The sequence below is a fragment of the Haloechinothrix salitolerans genome (assembly GCF_042662605.1).
GTDB lineage: Bacteria > Actinomycetota > Actinomycetes > Mycobacteriales > Pseudonocardiaceae > Haloechinothrix_A > Haloechinothrix_A salitolerans.
The window spans coordinates 1,529,865-1,547,159 of sequence record NZ_JBHSXX010000001.1 but is presented as its reverse complement, the minus strand read 5'-3'; the positions used below and the strand labels follow the sequence as shown (position 1 = coordinate 1,547,159).

At 66.9% G+C, this 17,295-nt stretch carries 14 protein-coding genes; 5 read left to right on the top strand and 9 right to left on the bottom strand.

The window, feature by feature from the left end:
- Positions 1 to 58: 58 nt before the first annotated feature.
- From ACFQGD_RS07160 to ACFQGD_RS07150, 3 genes are all read right to left on the bottom strand, one after another.
- Complete coding sequence (locus ACFQGD_RS07160) at positions 59 to 1,891, bottom strand: DUF2264 domain-containing protein (RefSeq protein WP_345390164.1); 1,833 nt, start codon at positions 1,889 to 1,891, stop codon at positions 59 to 61.
- Complete coding sequence (locus ACFQGD_RS07155; protein WP_345390161.1) at positions 1,888 to 2,892, bottom strand: hydroxyacid dehydrogenase; 1,005 nt, start codon at positions 2,890 to 2,892, stop codon at positions 1,888 to 1,890. The genes ACFQGD_RS07160 and ACFQGD_RS07155 overlap by 4 nt, the downstream gene beginning before the upstream one ends.
- 114 nt (positions 2,893 to 3,006) lie before the next feature.
- Positions 3,007 to 4,092: a substrate-binding domain-containing protein gene (locus ACFQGD_RS07150; RefSeq protein ID WP_345390158.1), complete on the bottom strand. Its 1,086-nt coding sequence runs from the start codon at positions 4,090 to 4,092 to the stop codon at positions 3,007 to 3,009.
- Positions 4,093 to 4,651: 559 nt separating this feature from the next.
- Between ACFQGD_RS07150 and ACFQGD_RS07145 the strand changes: the two genes are divergently transcribed.
- Positions 4,652 to 5,098 carry a VOC family protein gene (locus ACFQGD_RS07145; protein ID WP_345390155.1) on the top strand — a complete coding sequence of 149 codons (447 nt, stop codon included), beginning with the start codon at positions 4,652 to 4,654 and terminating at the stop codon, positions 5,096 to 5,098.
- A gap of 64 nt (positions 5,099 to 5,162) precedes the next feature.
- Here ACFQGD_RS07145 and ACFQGD_RS07140 read toward each other — a convergent pair whose 3' ends face one another.
- From ACFQGD_RS07140 to ACFQGD_RS07130, 3 genes are all read right to left on the bottom strand, one after another.
- Positions 5,163 to 5,621, bottom strand: coding sequence for a GNAT family N-acetyltransferase (locus ACFQGD_RS07140; protein ID WP_345390152.1), 459 nt, complete (start codon positions 5,619 to 5,621; stop codon positions 5,163 to 5,165).
- A 57-nt stretch (positions 5,622 to 5,678) separates the two neighbouring features.
- On the bottom strand, positions 5,679 to 6,956 hold the full coding sequence (locus tag ACFQGD_RS07135; RefSeq protein ID WP_345390149.1) for a competence/damage-inducible protein A: 1,278 nt from the start codon (positions 6,954 to 6,956) through the stop codon (positions 5,679 to 5,681).
- A gap of 79 nt (positions 6,957 to 7,035) precedes the next feature.
- Positions 7,036 to 8,283 (bottom strand): CynX/NimT family MFS transporter, encoded by a 1,248-nt coding sequence (locus ACFQGD_RS07130; RefSeq protein WP_345390146.1) that lies wholly within the window; start codon positions 8,281 to 8,283, stop codon positions 7,036 to 7,038.
- 93 nt (positions 8,284 to 8,376) lie between these two features.
- Between ACFQGD_RS07130 and ACFQGD_RS07125 the strand changes: the two genes are divergently transcribed.
- Positions 8,377 to 9,057 carry a FadR/GntR family transcriptional regulator gene (locus ACFQGD_RS07125; RefSeq protein ID WP_345390143.1) on the top strand — a complete coding sequence of 227 codons (681 nt, stop codon included), beginning with the start codon at positions 8,377 to 8,379 and terminating at the stop codon, positions 9,055 to 9,057.
- A 1,206-nt stretch (positions 9,058 to 10,263) separates the two neighbouring features.
- The gene (locus ACFQGD_RS07120; protein WP_345390139.1) at positions 10,264 to 11,883 is read left to right on the top strand and encodes a serine/threonine-protein kinase; all 1,620 of its coding nucleotides are present in this window, start codon (positions 10,264 to 10,266) and stop codon (positions 11,881 to 11,883) included.
- Between the two features lie 94 nt (positions 11,884 to 11,977).
- Here the strand turns inward: ACFQGD_RS07120 and folE are convergent, their stop codons facing one another.
- Together folE and ACFQGD_RS07110 are read right to left on the bottom strand one after the other, a co-directional pair.
- Positions 11,978 to 12,631 (bottom strand): GTP cyclohydrolase I FolE, encoded by a 654-nt coding sequence (folE, locus tag ACFQGD_RS07115; RefSeq protein WP_345390136.1) that lies wholly within the window; start codon positions 12,629 to 12,631, stop codon positions 11,978 to 11,980.
- Complete coding sequence (locus ACFQGD_RS07110) at positions 12,628 to 13,065, bottom strand: hypothetical protein (protein ID WP_345390133.1); 438 nt, start codon at positions 13,063 to 13,065, stop codon at positions 12,628 to 12,630. Before ACFQGD_RS07110 ends, folE begins: the two co-directional genes overlap by 4 nt.
- Before the next feature lie 84 nt (positions 13,066 to 13,149).
- On the opposite strand from ACFQGD_RS07110, the gene ACFQGD_RS07105 reads away from it, so the two are divergent.
- Positions 13,150 to 13,857 carry a helix-turn-helix transcriptional regulator gene (locus ACFQGD_RS07105; RefSeq protein WP_345390130.1) on the top strand — a complete coding sequence of 236 codons (708 nt, stop codon included), beginning with the start codon at positions 13,150 to 13,152 and terminating at the stop codon, positions 13,855 to 13,857.
- A 334-nt stretch (positions 13,858 to 14,191) separates the two neighbouring features.
- Positions 14,192 to 15,166: a lysylphosphatidylglycerol synthase transmembrane domain-containing protein gene (locus tag ACFQGD_RS07100; protein WP_345390127.1), complete on the top strand. Its 975-nt coding sequence runs from the start codon at positions 14,192 to 14,194 to the stop codon at positions 15,164 to 15,166.
- On the opposite strand, the gene tkt is transcribed toward ACFQGD_RS07100, so the two are convergent.
- Positions 15,163 to 17,271, bottom strand: a complete 2,109-nt coding sequence (tkt, locus tag ACFQGD_RS07095; protein WP_390221024.1) for a transketolase — start codon at positions 17,269 to 17,271, stop codon at positions 15,163 to 15,165. The two genes, ACFQGD_RS07100 and tkt, sit on opposite strands and share 4 nt — an antisense overlap.
- Positions 17,272 to 17,295 lie beyond the last annotated feature (24 nt).

The following is a 17,295-nucleotide window of genomic DNA, read 5'->3' as shown; positions in this document are numbered from 1 at the left end:
CGCCTGGAACGGTGGTCGGCGCCATCACCACCCGTGACAGCGAGCCGAACTCACGCGCTCACCCAGCGACGACCTCGAGTGGGTCCAACCGGATCTCGACCACGAAACCGTCCGGCCAGCTCATCTCGACCCGGCCCGAGGTGACAGTCGCCACCGGATCGCCGGACTCGGTGCCCAGCACGGCCAGCGCGACGAACACCTTCTCGCCGTGGACATCCGCGATGAGCCGTGGCACCAGCGCCCATGGCACGTAGGCCGTACCGCGCGGCGCACGCACCTCACCCCGCTGCTCCCAGCCCGCCAGCGGCCGGAGAATCGACTCTCCAGCGCCGGTCGCCCAGCCCGTCTGCTCGGCACGCGAACCAGGCGGAGCGCCGACGACGCGATGCACCCGTACCTCGTCGCGCCCACGAGCCACGGTCACACTCTCGACGCGCAAACTAGGCACGGACACCAGGCCACCACCAAAGGTCGGACGGTGCCAGGACGCACCCCACCCCCAGCCATCACCCTGCCCCACACCGATCGGGTGAATCCGACGCCGGACGCTACGCACCCCGTCGACAACGACCGCCAAGTGGTTGTCCGCTGCGTTGTCACGCCCGGTGGGGCCAGTACGCGTGGAGTAGGCGAAGCGGCCGTAGTGCGGGTCATCGCCACTAGCCAACTCGGCTTCGTACGGTTGGAGGTGGTCGCTTCCGTGGTTGTGCAACCGGACGACCCCGTCGGACGCCGTGGCCTGCAGGAGCAGCCCCGGCTCGGGCAGCGCGAGCACCGTGTCAGCGGCCCCACTGGGCGCCCTTTCCTCCGTCGCTGTCCACAGTGGGTGCTCCGGTGGGGCGAGCAGGCACACGAATGCCTTCGACGCCCAGTACGGCGAAGCGGGCCCGGAATAGAACTGCACGGTCGGCGGGTGGGGGCCATGCCACCCCAGACTCAGCAGCCCCTCATCGCCAACGGCGCCACGGTCGAGAAAGTACCTCAGCGCGCCGCTGAGCAGACGTCGCGACACCCCCGGCCGCAGTGGAGTGTCTCCCGTGACAGCACCAAGCCCGACGGCCGACACCGAGGCGAAACGGTAGGTCAATGATCGTCCGAAGTGGATTGGTGCGCCGTCGTCACCAAACCACAGCGCGAAGCTGTCCAGATGCGCGCGCAGTCGCGCGCCCAACGCCGTCGGTGTTCGGGCGAGATGGGCATCCAGCACGGGATAGAAGTGCAGCGCCCAACCGTTGTAGTAATCGAATGCCTGCCCGTCGCCGTCGGTGTACCAGCCATGGCCTCGGTACCAGGCTTCGAGGAGTTCCAGTGCCCTGTCACGCGCATGCGCGGTCTCGGCATCACCGCGACCCACTGATTCCAGGAACCCACCAACGGTGTATGGGAACAAGTACCAATTGTTCGGGGAGGGCACATGACGCAGCGCGCCGCGCAACCACTCTTCAACACGATCCCGCACACGTTCGTCAAGGCGATCCCACAGCCAGGGACGCGTGAGCCGCAACCCGAGCGCGACGGAGGCTGATTCAACCATCGCCTGCCCTGCGAGGCTGTGATCGAGTATCACCGGCCACGACTCGACGTCGTCACGTCCGGGACTGCGAGTGCCCGCGTCGAGGCCATGAGCGTAACGCTCCAGCCAGCCGTGGGGATCCTCGCCGTTCTCTCCGGCGACGCGGAACCCCGCGGCGAGGAAGGTACGGGCGAACCCTTCGAGACCGTCCGAGCGGACGCCGTTCGCCGAGGCTGGCCCCGGCAGATCCAGCAGCGCCCCATGGGGAGTCGCCCACCGCCACGCGGCATCCAGGAGTCCGTCCGCGACGGCGACCCAGTGGTCTCGGGTGTAGCCGGTATGGGGACTTAGCCGTCGGTCGTCAGGGGGCAGTTTCACGCGATCAGATCCAGCCGTTCACGGTGAACCGGGTGAGCGAACCCATCGCCGGACACCCATCTGGCGACCTCCGCGACGGCCAGCTCCGCTAGTCGGCCCCATTCATTCCCCTGGGAGCCAGCCAGGTGCGGCGTGATCATGACATTGTCGTCATCCCACAGCGGGTGGTCGGGCGGCAGGACCTCCGGATCGGTGACGTCGAGAATCGCGCGTATCCGGCCGGAAGAGGTCGCATCGGCGAGGGCGTCCTGATCGAGCACCGCGCCGCGCGCCGTGTTCATGAGTACAGCGTCCGAACGCATCAATCCGATCAACTCCCTCCCCACCAACCCGCGTGTTTCAGGGAGCAGCGGCGTGTGGATGCTCACGACGTCACTGAACGAGAAGAGATCGGCCAGGCTCACCTTCTCAGCTCCGAGTCGGGCCATCTCCGTAGCGCTCACGTACGGATCATGCACCAGAACTCGCAGGTCGTACGGCTGCAGCAGCTCGATTACCTGGCGGCCGATCATCGACGCGGACAGGATGCCGACCGTTCGATGGAAATTGCCGACGTGGCGGGGAACGGCCAGCCAGCCATCACGGACGCGGTTCGCCCGATACTCCCGCGCCCGTTCGAGCACCCGTTTGCCCGACAGCAGGATCATCGCCACCGTGTACTCGGCCACCGGCACCGAGTTCGCCACCGCCGCGGAACTCACCTCAATCCCACGCTCCCAGCATGCCTCGGTGATGTGCGCTCGGACCGATCCGGCCGTGTGCACCACAGCGCGCAACCGTGGTGCGTCAGCGAGTACCGTGACGTCAAGGGGCGGACAGCCCCAACCTGTGATGAGTAGCTCGGCGTCACGCAACGTTTCACGGGCGTGCGCGGTGGTGAAGTCGTCGAGCACGCCGTCGGCGACGTCGCATTCGCGGCGAAGCGCATCGAGCGCGCTCTTGTCGAGGACCGCCGCAGCCGCGTCGGTGGCCATCGCGAGCGCGGCGCGGGGACGGCTCACGGTGAGCACCGACAGGCGGTGTGTATGGGCATCGTCGCCTCCTTCGGTTCGCAACGGTACGCCCACAGTGTGCTCAGGTGACCGAATTTCGGTCAATAAGTCCTAGAGATTCGATCAAACGTTCAGATTGCGTGTGGAACCGCGAACCTTCAGTTCGGGGAGCACCGACACCTGGCGCGCGGGTCCCGAGGCAGGTCCTCGGTCGAGGCGTTCAAGCAGCAGCTCGGCCGCGAGGCGACCCACCTCCGTCTTGGCGGGAGCGACGGCGGTCAGCGGCGGACTACCGAGCGAAGCGACGACGTCGTCATAGGCGACCACCGAGTAGTCCCTGGCGACGGTGAGCCCGGCTTCGGCCAGTTGCTGGACCAGGATCAGGGCGTCGGTGTCGCTGTGCATGATCACGCCCGTCGCGCCACGCTCGCGCATCACCTCGACCAACTCCTGTTCCTGGAAGGTGGTAGTCGGATCGGCACCGGCGTCCGGCGCGCTGAGCACCACGGCCCACTCCTGTACCCACGGCCGCGCCTGACAGATCTCCGCGAACGCGGTACGCACGGCGCGCGCGGTCGGACTGTCGTCTCGTGCCGCCAACACGAGCCGCCGGTGACCGAGCGACATCAGATGCTCCACCGCCAGATGCACGCCATACCAGTGGTCGGTGCACACCGAGTCCCGTGCGTGCAGGGAGCTACCGACTCGCGGTGCGCGTTCCATCAGCACAACCGGTACATCGACGTCAGCCAGCCACTGATCGTCTTCCTGCTCATCGGCGGTGCGCCAGCGCGGCGCGATCAACAGTCCTCGCGCGCTCTCCCGAGCGAGCACGTTGCGCACGACGGGCCGCTCAACACCCGCGGTGTGCGGCGTCGGGTGCAACGCGACCCGCACGGACGCCTCCTCCAGCGCGACACGCGCCCCGTGCACGACCTCATTGAGGTAGGTGTGCCGTTCGGGTACGACCAGCGCGACCACACCGCCGCTCCACCGCTCCGGCGTCGGCGGGGGCCGCATCGGCACGAGCGACCGCGCCACGCCGTGGCCCCGCCTGATCTTGCCCACGCGCGAGAGCTCCTCGACGTCTCGACGCGCGGTGATCACCGAGACGCCGAGTTCGGCGGCGAGTGCGGTGACCCGTACCTCGCCCCGTGCCTCCACCAGGGCCAGAATCCGCTGCCGCCGGTTCGCACTCGACTCCCGCATGACGCGCCACCTCGGTTGGTTGCTCGTTTGATCGCTTCAGCGTAGAACACCCTGTCGATAACGCTGCGCGATCGGCGCCCGGGTAGTTCCCTTCACGCTCGTTCATCCGCGCGACGAGCGCACCCACGTCGAAGGGCCGGTTCGTCACCTCGCACTCGTCCATGGGCAATACCGGCTGCCGCTGCGTCCGCGACGCCCAAGCTCGCGCTTCTCGCAAGCCTCGACGACCGATCGTGACCGGACACCAGCGCCGATAGCCGTGGCACGGCTAATGGCACGAAACTGGGGTGAACCGTGTGATCTCTGATACCCGCAGAGACCACGCAGGTGACAAAAGTGCCTGGTAGACGACCTAGTCGCCGCTGTCGGCCACCCGCCGCAAGCGGGTGTCGTGGATTCGAATCCTGCCGGGGCATCCGATGATCTTGGAACTGTTGTCGACCGAGCCATTGAGCAGTCGCGACGTGCCACCAGTCATATGATTGCTAATTCAGTCTTCACTGAGGCCGAACTCGCCGCCGACGCCCCTCGGTGAGCCTCCCCGGATAGTCTCGCCGCTATGACAATCCAGCGGATGGACAACGTCGGAATCGTCGTTGACGACCTTGAAGCAGCCATCGCGTTCTTCGCTGAACTGGGGATGGAACTCGACGGCAGAATGACGGTCGGAGGTGGGTGGGCGTCACGCGTCGTCGGGATCGACGATCACCAGGCCGATATCGCGATGATGCGCACACCGGACGGCCATAGCAAGCTCGAGCTGATGACCTACCTCAAGCCGACAGCGATCAGCCCCGATCCCAAGACCCCTCCGGCGAACACACTCGGCCTGCATCGCGTCATGTTCGCCGTCGACGACCTCGAGGACACTCTGACCCGCCTCAAGCCTCACGGCGCCGAACTGGTCGGTGAGGTAGAGCGGTTCGAGGACATCTTCCTGCTCTGCTACATCCGTGGCCCCGAAGGCATCATCATTGGCCTGGCCGAACAACTCGACGCTCAGTGATCGAGACAGCCGAGTCGAATGGCCAGCCGCACGTGCGCCCCGCGGCATGAGTGTGCCTCACGATTCAGCGACCGCAGCGGTCCACGCGTTTCCACGGCCAGTCTGTGGCGAGCCAGCGTGCGACAGCGTCGGCGAGTGGCGCGTCGAGGTCCGATCTGTCGGCCCGCACCCACGACTGCACCGTGACGTCCCACTCCTCGGAGGCCGAGGGATACAGATAGACGCAACCGATGACGTCGTTGTCGCGTGGGTCGAGCACTGTGAAGGTGAAACCGGCGCCTCGCGTGAATTCGTCGGCGTGGCGGCGTAGGTCGGTGAGGTTCTCCTCGAGCGTCATGCCGTCGCGTGGTGGCCAGTCGCCGTCGGGATAGCCGGGAGTGGAGCGTATGTGCTCGATGCTCGACATCCATGCGGCATGATCGGCCAGATTGTGCCGCGGCCCTAGCGGTTCGAGGTGGAACTGGTCGGTGACGAGTGACGTCGGCGGCTCGAAGCCGACTGGCACGAACCCATCCGCGGTCATGACCGGGATCGTACTGGCTTGGCCGGGCCTCCCGCACGCAAGTTTCCTCGGCGGCAATCAGCGTGGCGGCTGCTCGCCAAGTAGCAGCAGGTTGCGCACCAAGTGCAGGGCGGCGGTGGCCGAGCGTTCGCGGACGTCGGCCCGGCCACCGGGCAGGACCGGGTCGCGGGTGTGGCGTTCGCCGCCGCGTGCCGCGGCGCTGATACAGACGTAACCGACCGGCTTGTCCTGCGTGCCGCCGTCCGGGCCGGCGATGCCGGTGATACCGACGCCGATGTCGGCGCCGAAGCACTCGATCGCGCCGTCGGCCATCGCCTCGGCCACCTCGGTCGACACCGCGCCCGTGCGCGCGATCAACTCAGCGGGCACCCCGAGCAGCTCGACCTTGGCGTCATTGGAGTAGGCGACTACACCGCCCACAAAGTAGGCCGAGGAGCCGGGACGCTCGGTAAGCCGGGCGGCAAGCAGACCCGACGTGCACGACTCAGCCACCGCGATCGTGCGACCGTCGAGCAGGCCGACGACAGCCTCGGTCGCGGACTGACCGGTCTCGCTGAACACGAACGACCCGTGGCGCTCGACCAATCCAGCGCGAAGCGCGGCGGCAGCCTCTTCGGCACCGTCGCGGTAGCGCACGTCGACCTCGAGTTCACCGCCCCGCAAGCACGTGGTGATTTCCAGCGCGGAAAGATCGGTACCGGCGCCGATCTCGCGCAGGCTGGCTGCCAGCTCGGACTCGGGTACCCCGAACATGCGCAGCGCTAGTTCCTGGTAAGGCTCGGCTCGCGCCAGCATCTCGCGCGCGGGTGCCGCCGCGATCGCGCTCTCCCACATCCCCTGCAGCTCGCGCGGCGGACCGGGCAGCACGATCACCACCTGATCACCGGCGGGCACGACGAGCCCCGGTGCGGTGCCCACCGGATCGATCGGCACCGCACCTTCAGGCACCATCGCCTGCTTGCGGTTGCCGGCACGCAACGACTCGGAGTCGAGGTTGAACCGGCGCGCGAACTCAGCCAGGACGGCCTCGATCTTGCGCTCCATCTCCTCATCGAGGCGCAGCGGACGACCCGCGAACCGGCCGACGACCTCGGCGGTGAGATCGTCCGCGGTCGGCCCGAGGCCGCCGGAAGTGACGATCAGATCGATACCGCGCCCACGCAGGAACTCCAGCGTCGCCAGCAAGTCCTCAGGCCGGTCGCCGACCTGGTGGATGCCCTCGACCTCCACCCCCAGCGTGCCCAGCCGCCGCGAGATCCATGGCCCGTTGCGGTCGCTAGTCGCACCGCTGAGCACTTCAGTACCAGTGACCAACACCGCACCACGAACGTTCACCACGCCATCCTCCCAACCCGCGCGTGACATCGGGAACCTGGTACCCGATCGGGAGCCACAGACGGGAAAGCATCTCCGATTAGACGTATCGGGGTCGGCCCGCGATGAATCCGAAGACGACCTGCCCGAGCACCACGCACAGCAGCAGGACGAACGGCACGGTCCAGCCGCCGGTGCTGTCATGCAGGATCCCGAAAAGGAATGGGCCCGCGGCGGCGAGGAGGTAGCCGAAACCCTGCGCCATGCCCGACAATCCCGACGCGTCATGGCTGGTACGAGCCCGCAACGTGATCGTCGTGATCGCGAGCGAGAACACGCTCATGCCGATACCAACGAGGATTGACCACAACAGTGGCGACGCCGACGGTGCGACCATCATGCCGGTGATCCCGGCGACGCCGAACGCGCCGAGTCCGACGATCCACCAGCTCTGCCCACTACGCTGGCGCGCTGCGATCGGCGGAACGACCAGGCTCACCGGCAGACCGATCAACGAGATCAGCCCGAGCAGCAGCCCAGCGACCGATCGGCTCACTCCGGCATCCATGAGCACCTGCGGCCACCATCCCATCACGGTGTAGGCGAGGCACGCTTGAAAGCCGAAGAACACGGTCACGACCCACGCCAGCGGGTTGCGCAGCAACGACCGACCACCGCCAGCACTGCTCGGCGCGCCGTCACCACCTCGGCCACCCCGGGTCGCGGCCAGCCACAACCCCAGCGCCAACGCGGCAAGCACCGCCCAGCTGACGAGCCCACCGCGCCAGCCACCGAACGCGCTGTCCAGCGGCGGCGTCACCGAGGAGCCGAGCGCGCCACCCGCCTGCAGCGCGGCCGTGTAGATCCCGGTCATGAGACCGGTCCTTGCCGCGAAGGAGGTCTTAATGACAACGGGGATCAGCACGTTGGCCAACGCGATGCCAGCACACGCGATGAGCGTGCCACCCAACACCACCAGCGGGCCGTCGAGCACGCGGATCACCAGGCCTGCGGTCAACAAGAGAAGCGCGAGCGTGACCGACGGATTCACTCCAATCCGACGCGCTAGCAGTGGGGTGGCGAGCCCCGCGATGGCGAAGCACAACCCGGGTGCGGTCGTCAAGGCGCCCGCCCACGCGCCCGACGCGTGAAGAGTCTCGCGCATCTCGTCGAGTACCGAACCCACCGCGGTGACCGGGGGCCGCAGGTTAAGCGCGGCGAGCACGACAGCAACCGCGAGTAGCAGGCTCCCGCCGAGATACTTCGTCGCGATGGCGGCACGACGATCCGCTTCCTCCGGCCTTTCCACGTGAACGTCGTCCAGCGACGCACTGCGACCGGATGCCATATGAGCTAAGGTAGCAATACATAGGATGATTGGGCCAATCGAGCCACCGCGATCGCGTGGTAGATCACAGACAAACGCTGAAGGGAGCCTGCCGTGCCACTGGCCGCAACGCGCCGATCGGGCCTCGTGGACCAGATCATCGAACAATTTCGCGAGACCATCCGGCACGGCGAATGGCCAGTCGGCCAGCGCATTCCGACGGAGCCTGAGCTGGTGAGGACACTCGGCGTCGGCCGCAACACCGTGCGCGAAGCCGTGCGCGCCCTCGCCCACACCGGCCTGCTGGAGGTTCGCCAGGGCGACGGCACCTACGTCCGAGCCACAAGCGAGGTGTCCGGGGCCGTGCGCCGCCTCTGCGGCACCGAACTCCGTGAGGTGCTCCAGGTGCGTCGAACGCTGGAAGTCGAAGGCGCGCGCCTCGCGGCGACGGCACGCGCTGACGCTGAACTCGCGACACTGGAACGGCTACTGGACGAGCGCGACCGAGCATCCCACGAGGGTCGACTCGACGACTACGTGCGCACGGACGCGGAGTTCCATCTCGCGGTGGTCGAAGCCGGACACAACACGTTGCTCACCGAACTCCACCGCGGCCTCACCGAAGTGATCACCGCCAGCGTCGCGACGACGACCAAGACCGAACAGCACCCGACCGACATCGGGCACCGTGGGCTGCTGCGAGCCATCGCCGACCGCGACCCCGACCGCGCGGCGACCGAGGCCAGGGGCTTCCTCGATGAGCTCCTCGCCCTCATCGTCGACGAGCCGGGCTAGAACACTGCCAGCCCGTAGCCTCGCGCAGTCCCACATTCGATCTGACCTTCGACGGCAACCCAGGTTCATCGCCTTACCGACGTGCCACACCAAGCCCATCTCGACGTCAGTTCAGACGTCTTGACGATCGCGGTGTCCGGCACCAATACAGCTGCCCGCGGTGTTGGTTGTGGTCGTGGTGTCTGACTTGCTTGGTATGGTGCGCCCCTCGAATAGCGGAGGGGTGGAATGAGCGGAGACTGCATCGCTGCAGGCGACGAGTCATCGCGGCCAAATAAGCAAGGTCTATGGCTTTACGCGATGGCATTTCCTATGGTGCGCGCAGATCGCGCAGCCACTGTACGGGAAGACCTGCACACGCTGCGGCCCGTCGGGACGGACTTTCTGCATTTCTACGACTTGCCTCAGAAGACGCGACTGTCCGTGGCCCGCGATGCCGGCCAGCTCGACTGGGAAGCAGCGCTTGTCGTTGTTCAGCTCACGCACCCCCGAGGTCAAGAGCGCAGCAGACGCAGAATCCTGGCCAACGCACTTCCGAAACTTGGGCACGTCGAGCACGTAACAACCGTGCTGCTCGAGTCACGCGCACGAAGCGACAAACACGACCGACGCACAATCGACCGATTGCGAGGCTCCCTCTCGATAGCCGACGCCCTGACTGTCGAACATGTCGACAAAACGGCTGAGCCGCTGTGCTGGCTAGCCGACTTGATCGTCGGCGCCTTCGTAGCTAATGAAGCCGGTGGAGACCCGGACCCATGGCATGCACTGGACGAAGCGCGCCCGCTCGAAGTTACATGGCTGCCACACGACAGGCCATAGACAAGCGCAAAGCCCGGGGTCCCACGAAACGCGGGCACAATCCCGGGCTCACTTCCAGCCCCCCAGCGGGAGGCGGCACCACCAGTATGCCCGACATGACGATCTCCCACAACCACTGCCGACAGTCGGTGCGAACAAGCTCGACAAGAACTCCCTTGTCGCGTGGTCTCAGCTCGCCGTAACGATGAGAGATCGGTGCCCCGTCCGCACTGCGTCACTTAACCGCCCAGGTCACCAGGGTCGGCCACAACAGGTCCGTCCCGAAGCCACGGCCACAGCAAACGGGCGCGCTGAGAAGACTCCGCACCGGCGAGCAGGCTCATCCACGCGTGCGGGCGATGACTGGTTAGCCTGGACCCGTGCGAACTCACGACGTGAACTGCGATGAGTGAACCCGGCGACCTCGTCGCGGGGCGGTACCGGCTGCAACGTCTGCTCGGGACCGGGGCGATGGGCGTGGTGTGGCAGGCCCGTGACGAGCGGCTGAACCGCGACATCGCGATCAAGAAGCTGCTGATCCAGCCGGGGCTCGAACCGGCGCAGGCCGACGAGGCCCGCAGGCGGGCGATGCGGGAGGGTCGGGTCGCCGCCCGACTACACCACCCGCATGTCATCGGCGTGTTCGACGTCGTCGTCGATGACGATCTGCCGGTGCTCGTGATGGAGTACCTGCCATCGCGCAGCCTGGCGGAGCTTATGTCGGAGCGCGGACGGTTGCCCGCGGGGGAAGTCGCGCGCATCGGCGCGCAGGCGGCGTCGGCGCTGGCGGCGGCACACGACGCGGGCGTAATACATCGCGACGTTAAACCCGCCAACATCCTCATCGCAGAGGACGGGTCAGCCAAGATCACCGACTTCGGCATCTCGCACGCCGCTGGCGACGTGGTCGTCACGCAGACCGGCTTGGTGGCGGGAACACCCGCGTACCTGGCACCCGAGGTCGCGCGAGGTACCAAACCCTCGCCAGCCTCGGACATGTTCTCCCTTGGCGCCACGTTGTATGCCGCGGTCGAAGGCACGCCACCGTTCGGTGGCGCGGGAGAAAACTCGCTATCCCTGCTGCACAAGGTGGCCGCCGGAACGTTCCCGCAGCCACAGCATGCGGGCGTGCTGATCGGCGCCCTCCAACGGATGATGCAGCTGGACCCGGCCGCGCGGGTCAGCGCGCGGGAAGCCGAGCAGATGCTCACCCAGGCCGCGACGGGTCACCAGCCAACGGCGGTGCTCGGCGCCTGGCCCGGAAGCGAGGCACCGACCCGCGCGATGAACCCGCAGACACTACCCGGCGTTCCCCCGGTCACGGAGTACGCCGAGCCGCCGAAGCGTTCCGCGCGGCGCTGGATGGTCGCCGCGATCGTGGTGGCGCTGCTGGCGGGGGTCGGGCTTGCCGCCTACTTCCTGCTCGACGGCGACGACCCTGGTTCGGACGCCGTCGAACTCACGCCCGCGGCGATGGAACAAGCCGTCGCGGACTATTACGACCTGTTGCCCGACCAAGCTGAGGAGGCGTGGGAGCGGCTGGGCCCCGCGCTGCGGGCGCAAGGCAAGCAGAACTACCTGGACCGCTGGTCGGAAGTGGACGACGTCGACATCGTCGACGATCCGCGCGCTACCGGCTCAGACACTGTCAGGGTCGGCATCGAGCTCGAACTCGGCGACGGCACCGTCCGCGACGAGGTGCATTCGCTGACCCTCATCACCTCGCCCGAGCGGCTGCTGATCAACGACGACCGGCTGCTGCGCGAGAACGAGACCGGCCCGACAACAGCCGAGCCGGAAACCGTCACCGAAACGCCGACACCCACGACGACCGAGACGCCCCCGACTACCACAACGACGACGCAGACAACGACCACTACCGAGCAGACGACCACCACGACCGAGCCGACGCCGACGACGGAACCGGACGATAATCCGGCAGACGGGGGCGCGGCTGACGGTGACACAACAGACGGGGGCACGGCGGAAGCTGGCGCGACCGACGACGCCGTGGCCGGCGAGTGACCACCGCGGGTCATACGTTCCAGCACCGCGAGGTCAGCAGCCTAGCGCTCCAAGATACGTGTGAGCGATGGTCATGTCTTCCTCCTGAGACTGGTTAGCTGTGCACGCCGGTGAGCGCGAAGAACTCATGCCGGGAGCGAGCGTCGTCGCGCACCACGCCCTGCAGGGCGGAGGTGACGGTGCGTGCCCCTGGAGCGCGCACGCCGCGCAGCGACATACACAAGTGCTCTGCCTCGACGACGACACCGACCCCCTTGGGCTCCAGGTGCTCACCCAGCCAGTCGGCGACCTGTTTCGTCAGGCGCTCCTGGACTTGCAGGTCATGGGCGAACAACTCGACCACCCTGGCGAGTTTGGACAGCCCGAGAATTCGGTCGCCGGGCAGATACCCCACGTGCGCGACGCCGTGAAAGGGCAGCAGATGGTGCTGGCACAGCGACCGCACGGGAATACCTCTGGCCAGCACGAGCTCGTCGTAGCCCTCGTCGTTAGGGAACGTGGTCAGGTCGAACTCGCGAGGCGAGAGCAGCTCGGCGTAGGCATGCGCCACTCGTCGTGGCGTCTCAGCCAAATGTTCCGATGACGGGTCCCGGCCAAAGGCGACGAGCAGATCGCTCACGGCTTGCTGAGCGGCGGGAAGATCCACACCCTCGCGACCGTGGACGATGCGCAGGCGACGATGGCTCCCGTCGATTACCACGTGCCGCGGTTCGGATGAGCCGTCCGGTTCCGGTTCGGTCGGACTCATGCCGGGTGTCCACGACGAGCGGGAGCGTACCGTGCGGCCAGCCGCGCCAGCGCCACCGCACCGACCAGTAGCCCAAAGTCACGCAAGGCGATGTCGTAGAACCCGGGAATGGTCAGCAGGTTGACGATGATCCCAGCCAGCCACGCGGCGACAAGAAGTCCGCCATAGCGCGGGATCAGCGCGACCACGATCCCAGCAATGATCTCGACCACACCAACCGCGTACATGGCCTGCTGAGCGGTTCCGGGCACGATGTCGTCGATCCACGGCGCGAGATAGACGGGCCACTCGACCAGCCAGTTCGTGAACTTGTCCAGGCCGAACAGGATCGGCGCCACGGTAAACACCGTCCGCAGCGCGAAAAACGCCTGGTAAGCCGGGTCCGCTCGCAGCAAGCGGCCAACGGTTCCCGCTTCGAATGTCTGTGTGCTCATGACGACTCCTTCTATCAACAAGACGTGTTAACGTTAGATCGAGCAACACTCTTTAGTCAACGATCATTATTTTTAGAGGTGAGGATGGCCGACTCGCGGGAAGCGCGGTTCGCCGCGGTCGCGGTGCTGGATGAACCGACAAGGCGGCGGTTGTATGACTTCGTGGTGCGCCAGCCCTCACCAGTGAGCCGCGACGAGGCGGCAGCCGCCCTGGGATTGGCGCGGGCGACGGCCGCGTTTCATCTCGACCGGCTCGCCGACGCGGGACTGCTCGATGTGGTGCACGAGCGGCGCACCGGCCGCAGCGGCCCAGGCGCGGGCCGTCCCGCGAAGCTGTATCACCGGTCCCGGCAGCCCATCGAGGTCAACCTGCCCGAACGGCGCTACGAGCTCGCCGGACAACTACTGGCCACCGCGGTCCAAGAATCCGAACAATCCGGACAGTCGCCACGCACCGTCCTCGATTGGCATGCCCGCGAACTCGGCACGCGACTCGGCGCCGCGGCGCGCGCGACCGATCCGGGCGACAGCGACCAGGCCGACCTCCTGCGCACGCTCGAAATCCACGGTTTCGAACCCCGAGTCGCCGACACCAACATCCTGCTCGGCAACTGCCCCTTCCACGACCTGGCCCAGAAACACACCGAACTGGTCTGCGGCATGAACCTCTGCCTACTCAGCGGCATGCTCGACGGACTCGCCAGCACCGGCTTCACCGCTCAACTCGACCCCGCCCCCCACCTCTGCTGCGTACGACTCGCCCCCACCAACATCAACAAAACCCGCGACTAGACCACGATCTCGACAGCCGGTGGTACGGCTGCTCGCTTGGCTTCCGAACCAGGTAGCCATTTGGGTATTTTTCCGGGTTCGCTTGCTACCCGAATCCGTAACACTCGGGGGCATGTACACAACCGCGACATCGCGGTTGACCTCATCTCCGGGCCTGCCGGGCGAGTTCGGCTGCCACCCGGCAGGCTCGGTCACCAACCATCGCACCGCGAAGGCATACCCATGAGTCCATCAGCACTGACCGTGACGGCGTCACAGCTGTGAACGATGGTCCGTTCTTTCAGTAGCGGCCTACGTCTGGTGCCGATTGGACTGTTCGACACGAGGAGCACGCGTGACGGTGGGATGCGGCAACCGGCCGACGTCGGTGCGCCCGATCATGCCTGGAGTGCGTCGAGCTGGTGGCTATGTGCTTGTCGCGGCACTCGGCACGACCGCGGTCTACCACTTGCGCGATCAGCTACCCCAACCCCACGAGGTCATCGCCGTGCTACAGACGGCTGATACGACGTGGTTGATCGCGGCGAGTCTCGCCATATTCGCCTCGCTCGACATGTTCGCCCGCCACCAACGCACCCTGCTCGCCGGCATCGGCATCACCCTTCCTCACCGGCGCGCACTCGCCCTCGCCTACAGCCGAGCAGCGATGGCCTACAGCCTGCCCGCGGGCTCCGTCGTCTCAGCGACCTACGCCTACCGGCAGTTCCACGCCCATGGCGCCGACCGTCGAACAGCCGCAATGGTGCTGATGCTCTCCAGCGTCCTGCTGACCGCCGCACTCGCCATGATCTACGCCGCCGGCGCCATCGTGGCCGCCCTGCTCGAACTGCCCCTTGCCCGCATGCTCCCACCCCAGTTGACCACGACAGCCACCGCTTTCGCCTGCGTGCTCCTCGTGATCACCGCCATCGTCATCAAACTCGCCACCCGCTCAGTCACCGCCCGATATTGGATACTGGCCCTCACCGCCGCGCTGGCGAACTGGTCCACCGAACTGCTATGCCTGCTCTTCGTGACACGAGCCCTCGGGCTGGACATCGGCATCATCGCACTAGCCGCGACCTTCCTCGGCGCCCAACTCGCCCGCCAGATCCCACTCACTCCAGGCGGAATCGGCCTCGTCGAAGCCAGCCTGCTCACCGGCCTCATCTCCGCGGGAACACCCGTCACCACAGCAGCCGCAACCGTACTCGTCTACCGACTCCTATCGTGCTGGCTAGTAATCAACATCGGACTACTGAGCTGGCTCTACCTGCGCAAACACACACCCACCTCCCCACGGAACCGCACTCCCCTGGCGCCCGCCTAGCCCGCGTTGGCCAGTGAGCGGCGTGCCGCGTCGGTGACGGCGTTGGTGGTGATGCCGAACTCGCGGAACAGGGTGGTGTGGTCGGCTGAGGCGCCGAAGTGTTCCAGCGAGACGATCTCGCCGTCATCGCCGACGAAGCGGTGCCACGACTGGGCGATGCCGGCCTCGACCGCCACCCGCGCGGTGACCGATGGGGGCAGCACGGACTCGCGGTAGGCGACGGTTTGGGCGTCGAACCATTCGACACATGGCATGGACACCACCCTGGTGGGCACACCCTCGGCGTGCAGGGTGTCGCGGGCGGCGAGGGCGAGTTGCACCTCGGAGCCGGTGCCGATCAGGATGATCTCCGGCGTGCCGCCGTCGGCGTCGGCCAGCACATAACCACCGCGGGCGACACCCTCGGTCGCCTTCTCCCGGGTGCCGTCGAGCACGGGCACGTTCTGCCGTGTCAGACACAGCCCGGTGGGGGCGTCGGTGATCTCCAGGGCGCGTCGCCACGCGGCCGTGGTCTCGTTGGCGTCGGCGGGGCGCACGACGTTGAGCCCGGGGATGGCGCGCAGCGACGCGAGGTGTTCGACGGGCTGGTGGGTGGGCCCGTCCTCACCGAGACCGATGGAGTCGTGCGTCCACACGTAGGTCACCGGCAACCCCATCAGCGACGCGAGCCGCACGGCCGGGCGCATGTAGTCACTGAAGATGAGGAACGTGGCGCCGTAAGGGCGGGTGCCGCCGTGCAGCGCGATGCCGTTGCAGATCGCGCCCATGGCGTGTTCACGCACCCCGAAGTGCAGGTTCCGCCCATACGGCTGGGCGGTGAACATGCCGGTGCTGGCCGAGGCGGGGCCGAACGAGTCGGAGTTCTTGATCAGGGTGTTGTTCGAACCCGCCAAATCCGCCGAGCCACCCCACAGCTCGGGCAGCACATCGGCGACGGCGTTGAGCACCTCACCCGAGGCCTTCCGCGTCGCAATCCCCTTCGCGTCCGGGCCCCAACTGGGCAGCGCATCGGCCCAGCCCTGCGGCAACGCACGCGCGGCGAGCCGATCCGCCAGTGCCTTGGCCTCCGGGTGGGCCGCGGCCCAGGTGTCGTAGCGCTCGTTCCACTCCGCGTGCGCCCGCTTGCCGCGCTCCGCGACCGCCCGGGTGTGGGCCAGCACGTCGTCGTCGACGGCGAAGTGCTGATCGGGATCAAACCCGAGGACCCGCTTGGTGGCGGCGACCTCCTCAGCCCCCAGGGCGGCGCCGTGGACGGCGCCGGTGTTGGCCAGCGTCGGCGCCGGATACCCAATCACGGTGCGCAACACGATCAACGACGGCTTCGACGTCTCCGCCCGCGCCGCCGCCAGGGCCTTTTCGATCGCGACGATGTCCTCACCACCAGTGACGGTCTCGACGTGCCAGCCGTACGCCTCATAGCGCTTGGCGGTGTCCTCCGACAGGGCGATCGCGGTGTCGTCCTCGATAGAGATCTGGTTGTCGTCATAAATCACCACCAGATTGCCCAACTCCTGGCGACCCGCCAGCGACGACGCCTCCGACGTCACCCCCTCCTCGATGTCCCCATCCGAAGCGATCACATAAACATGATGGTCGAACACACTCTCCCCAACCGGGGCCTCGGGATCGAACAGGCCCCGCTCACGCCGAGCGGCCATCGCCATACCAACGGCATTGGCCAGGCCCTGCCCCAACGGGCCGGTGGTCGTCTCCACACCCGGCGTGTGGCCATACTCCGGATGCCCCGGAGTCTGCGAACCCCATGTGCGCAGCGCCTTCAAATCCTCCAGCTCCACGCCATACCCCGCCAGGAACAACTGGATATACAACGTCAGGCTGGAATGACCCGCCGACAACACGAACCGATCCCGACCCAGCCAGTTCGGGTCGGCCGGGTCGTGGCGCATGATCCGCTGAAACAAGCTATACGCCACCGGCGCCAAACTCATCGCCGTGCCAGGATGCCCACTACCGCACCGCTCCACCGCATCAGCGGCCAACACACGAACAGTATCCACAGCACGGGTGTCAAGATCCGTCCAGTCCGCAGGCACGTTCCGTCGAACCAGCGGGGACTTCTCCCACGTGGACGCATTCTCGAGCATGAGGTCTCCGATCATCCCGATCAC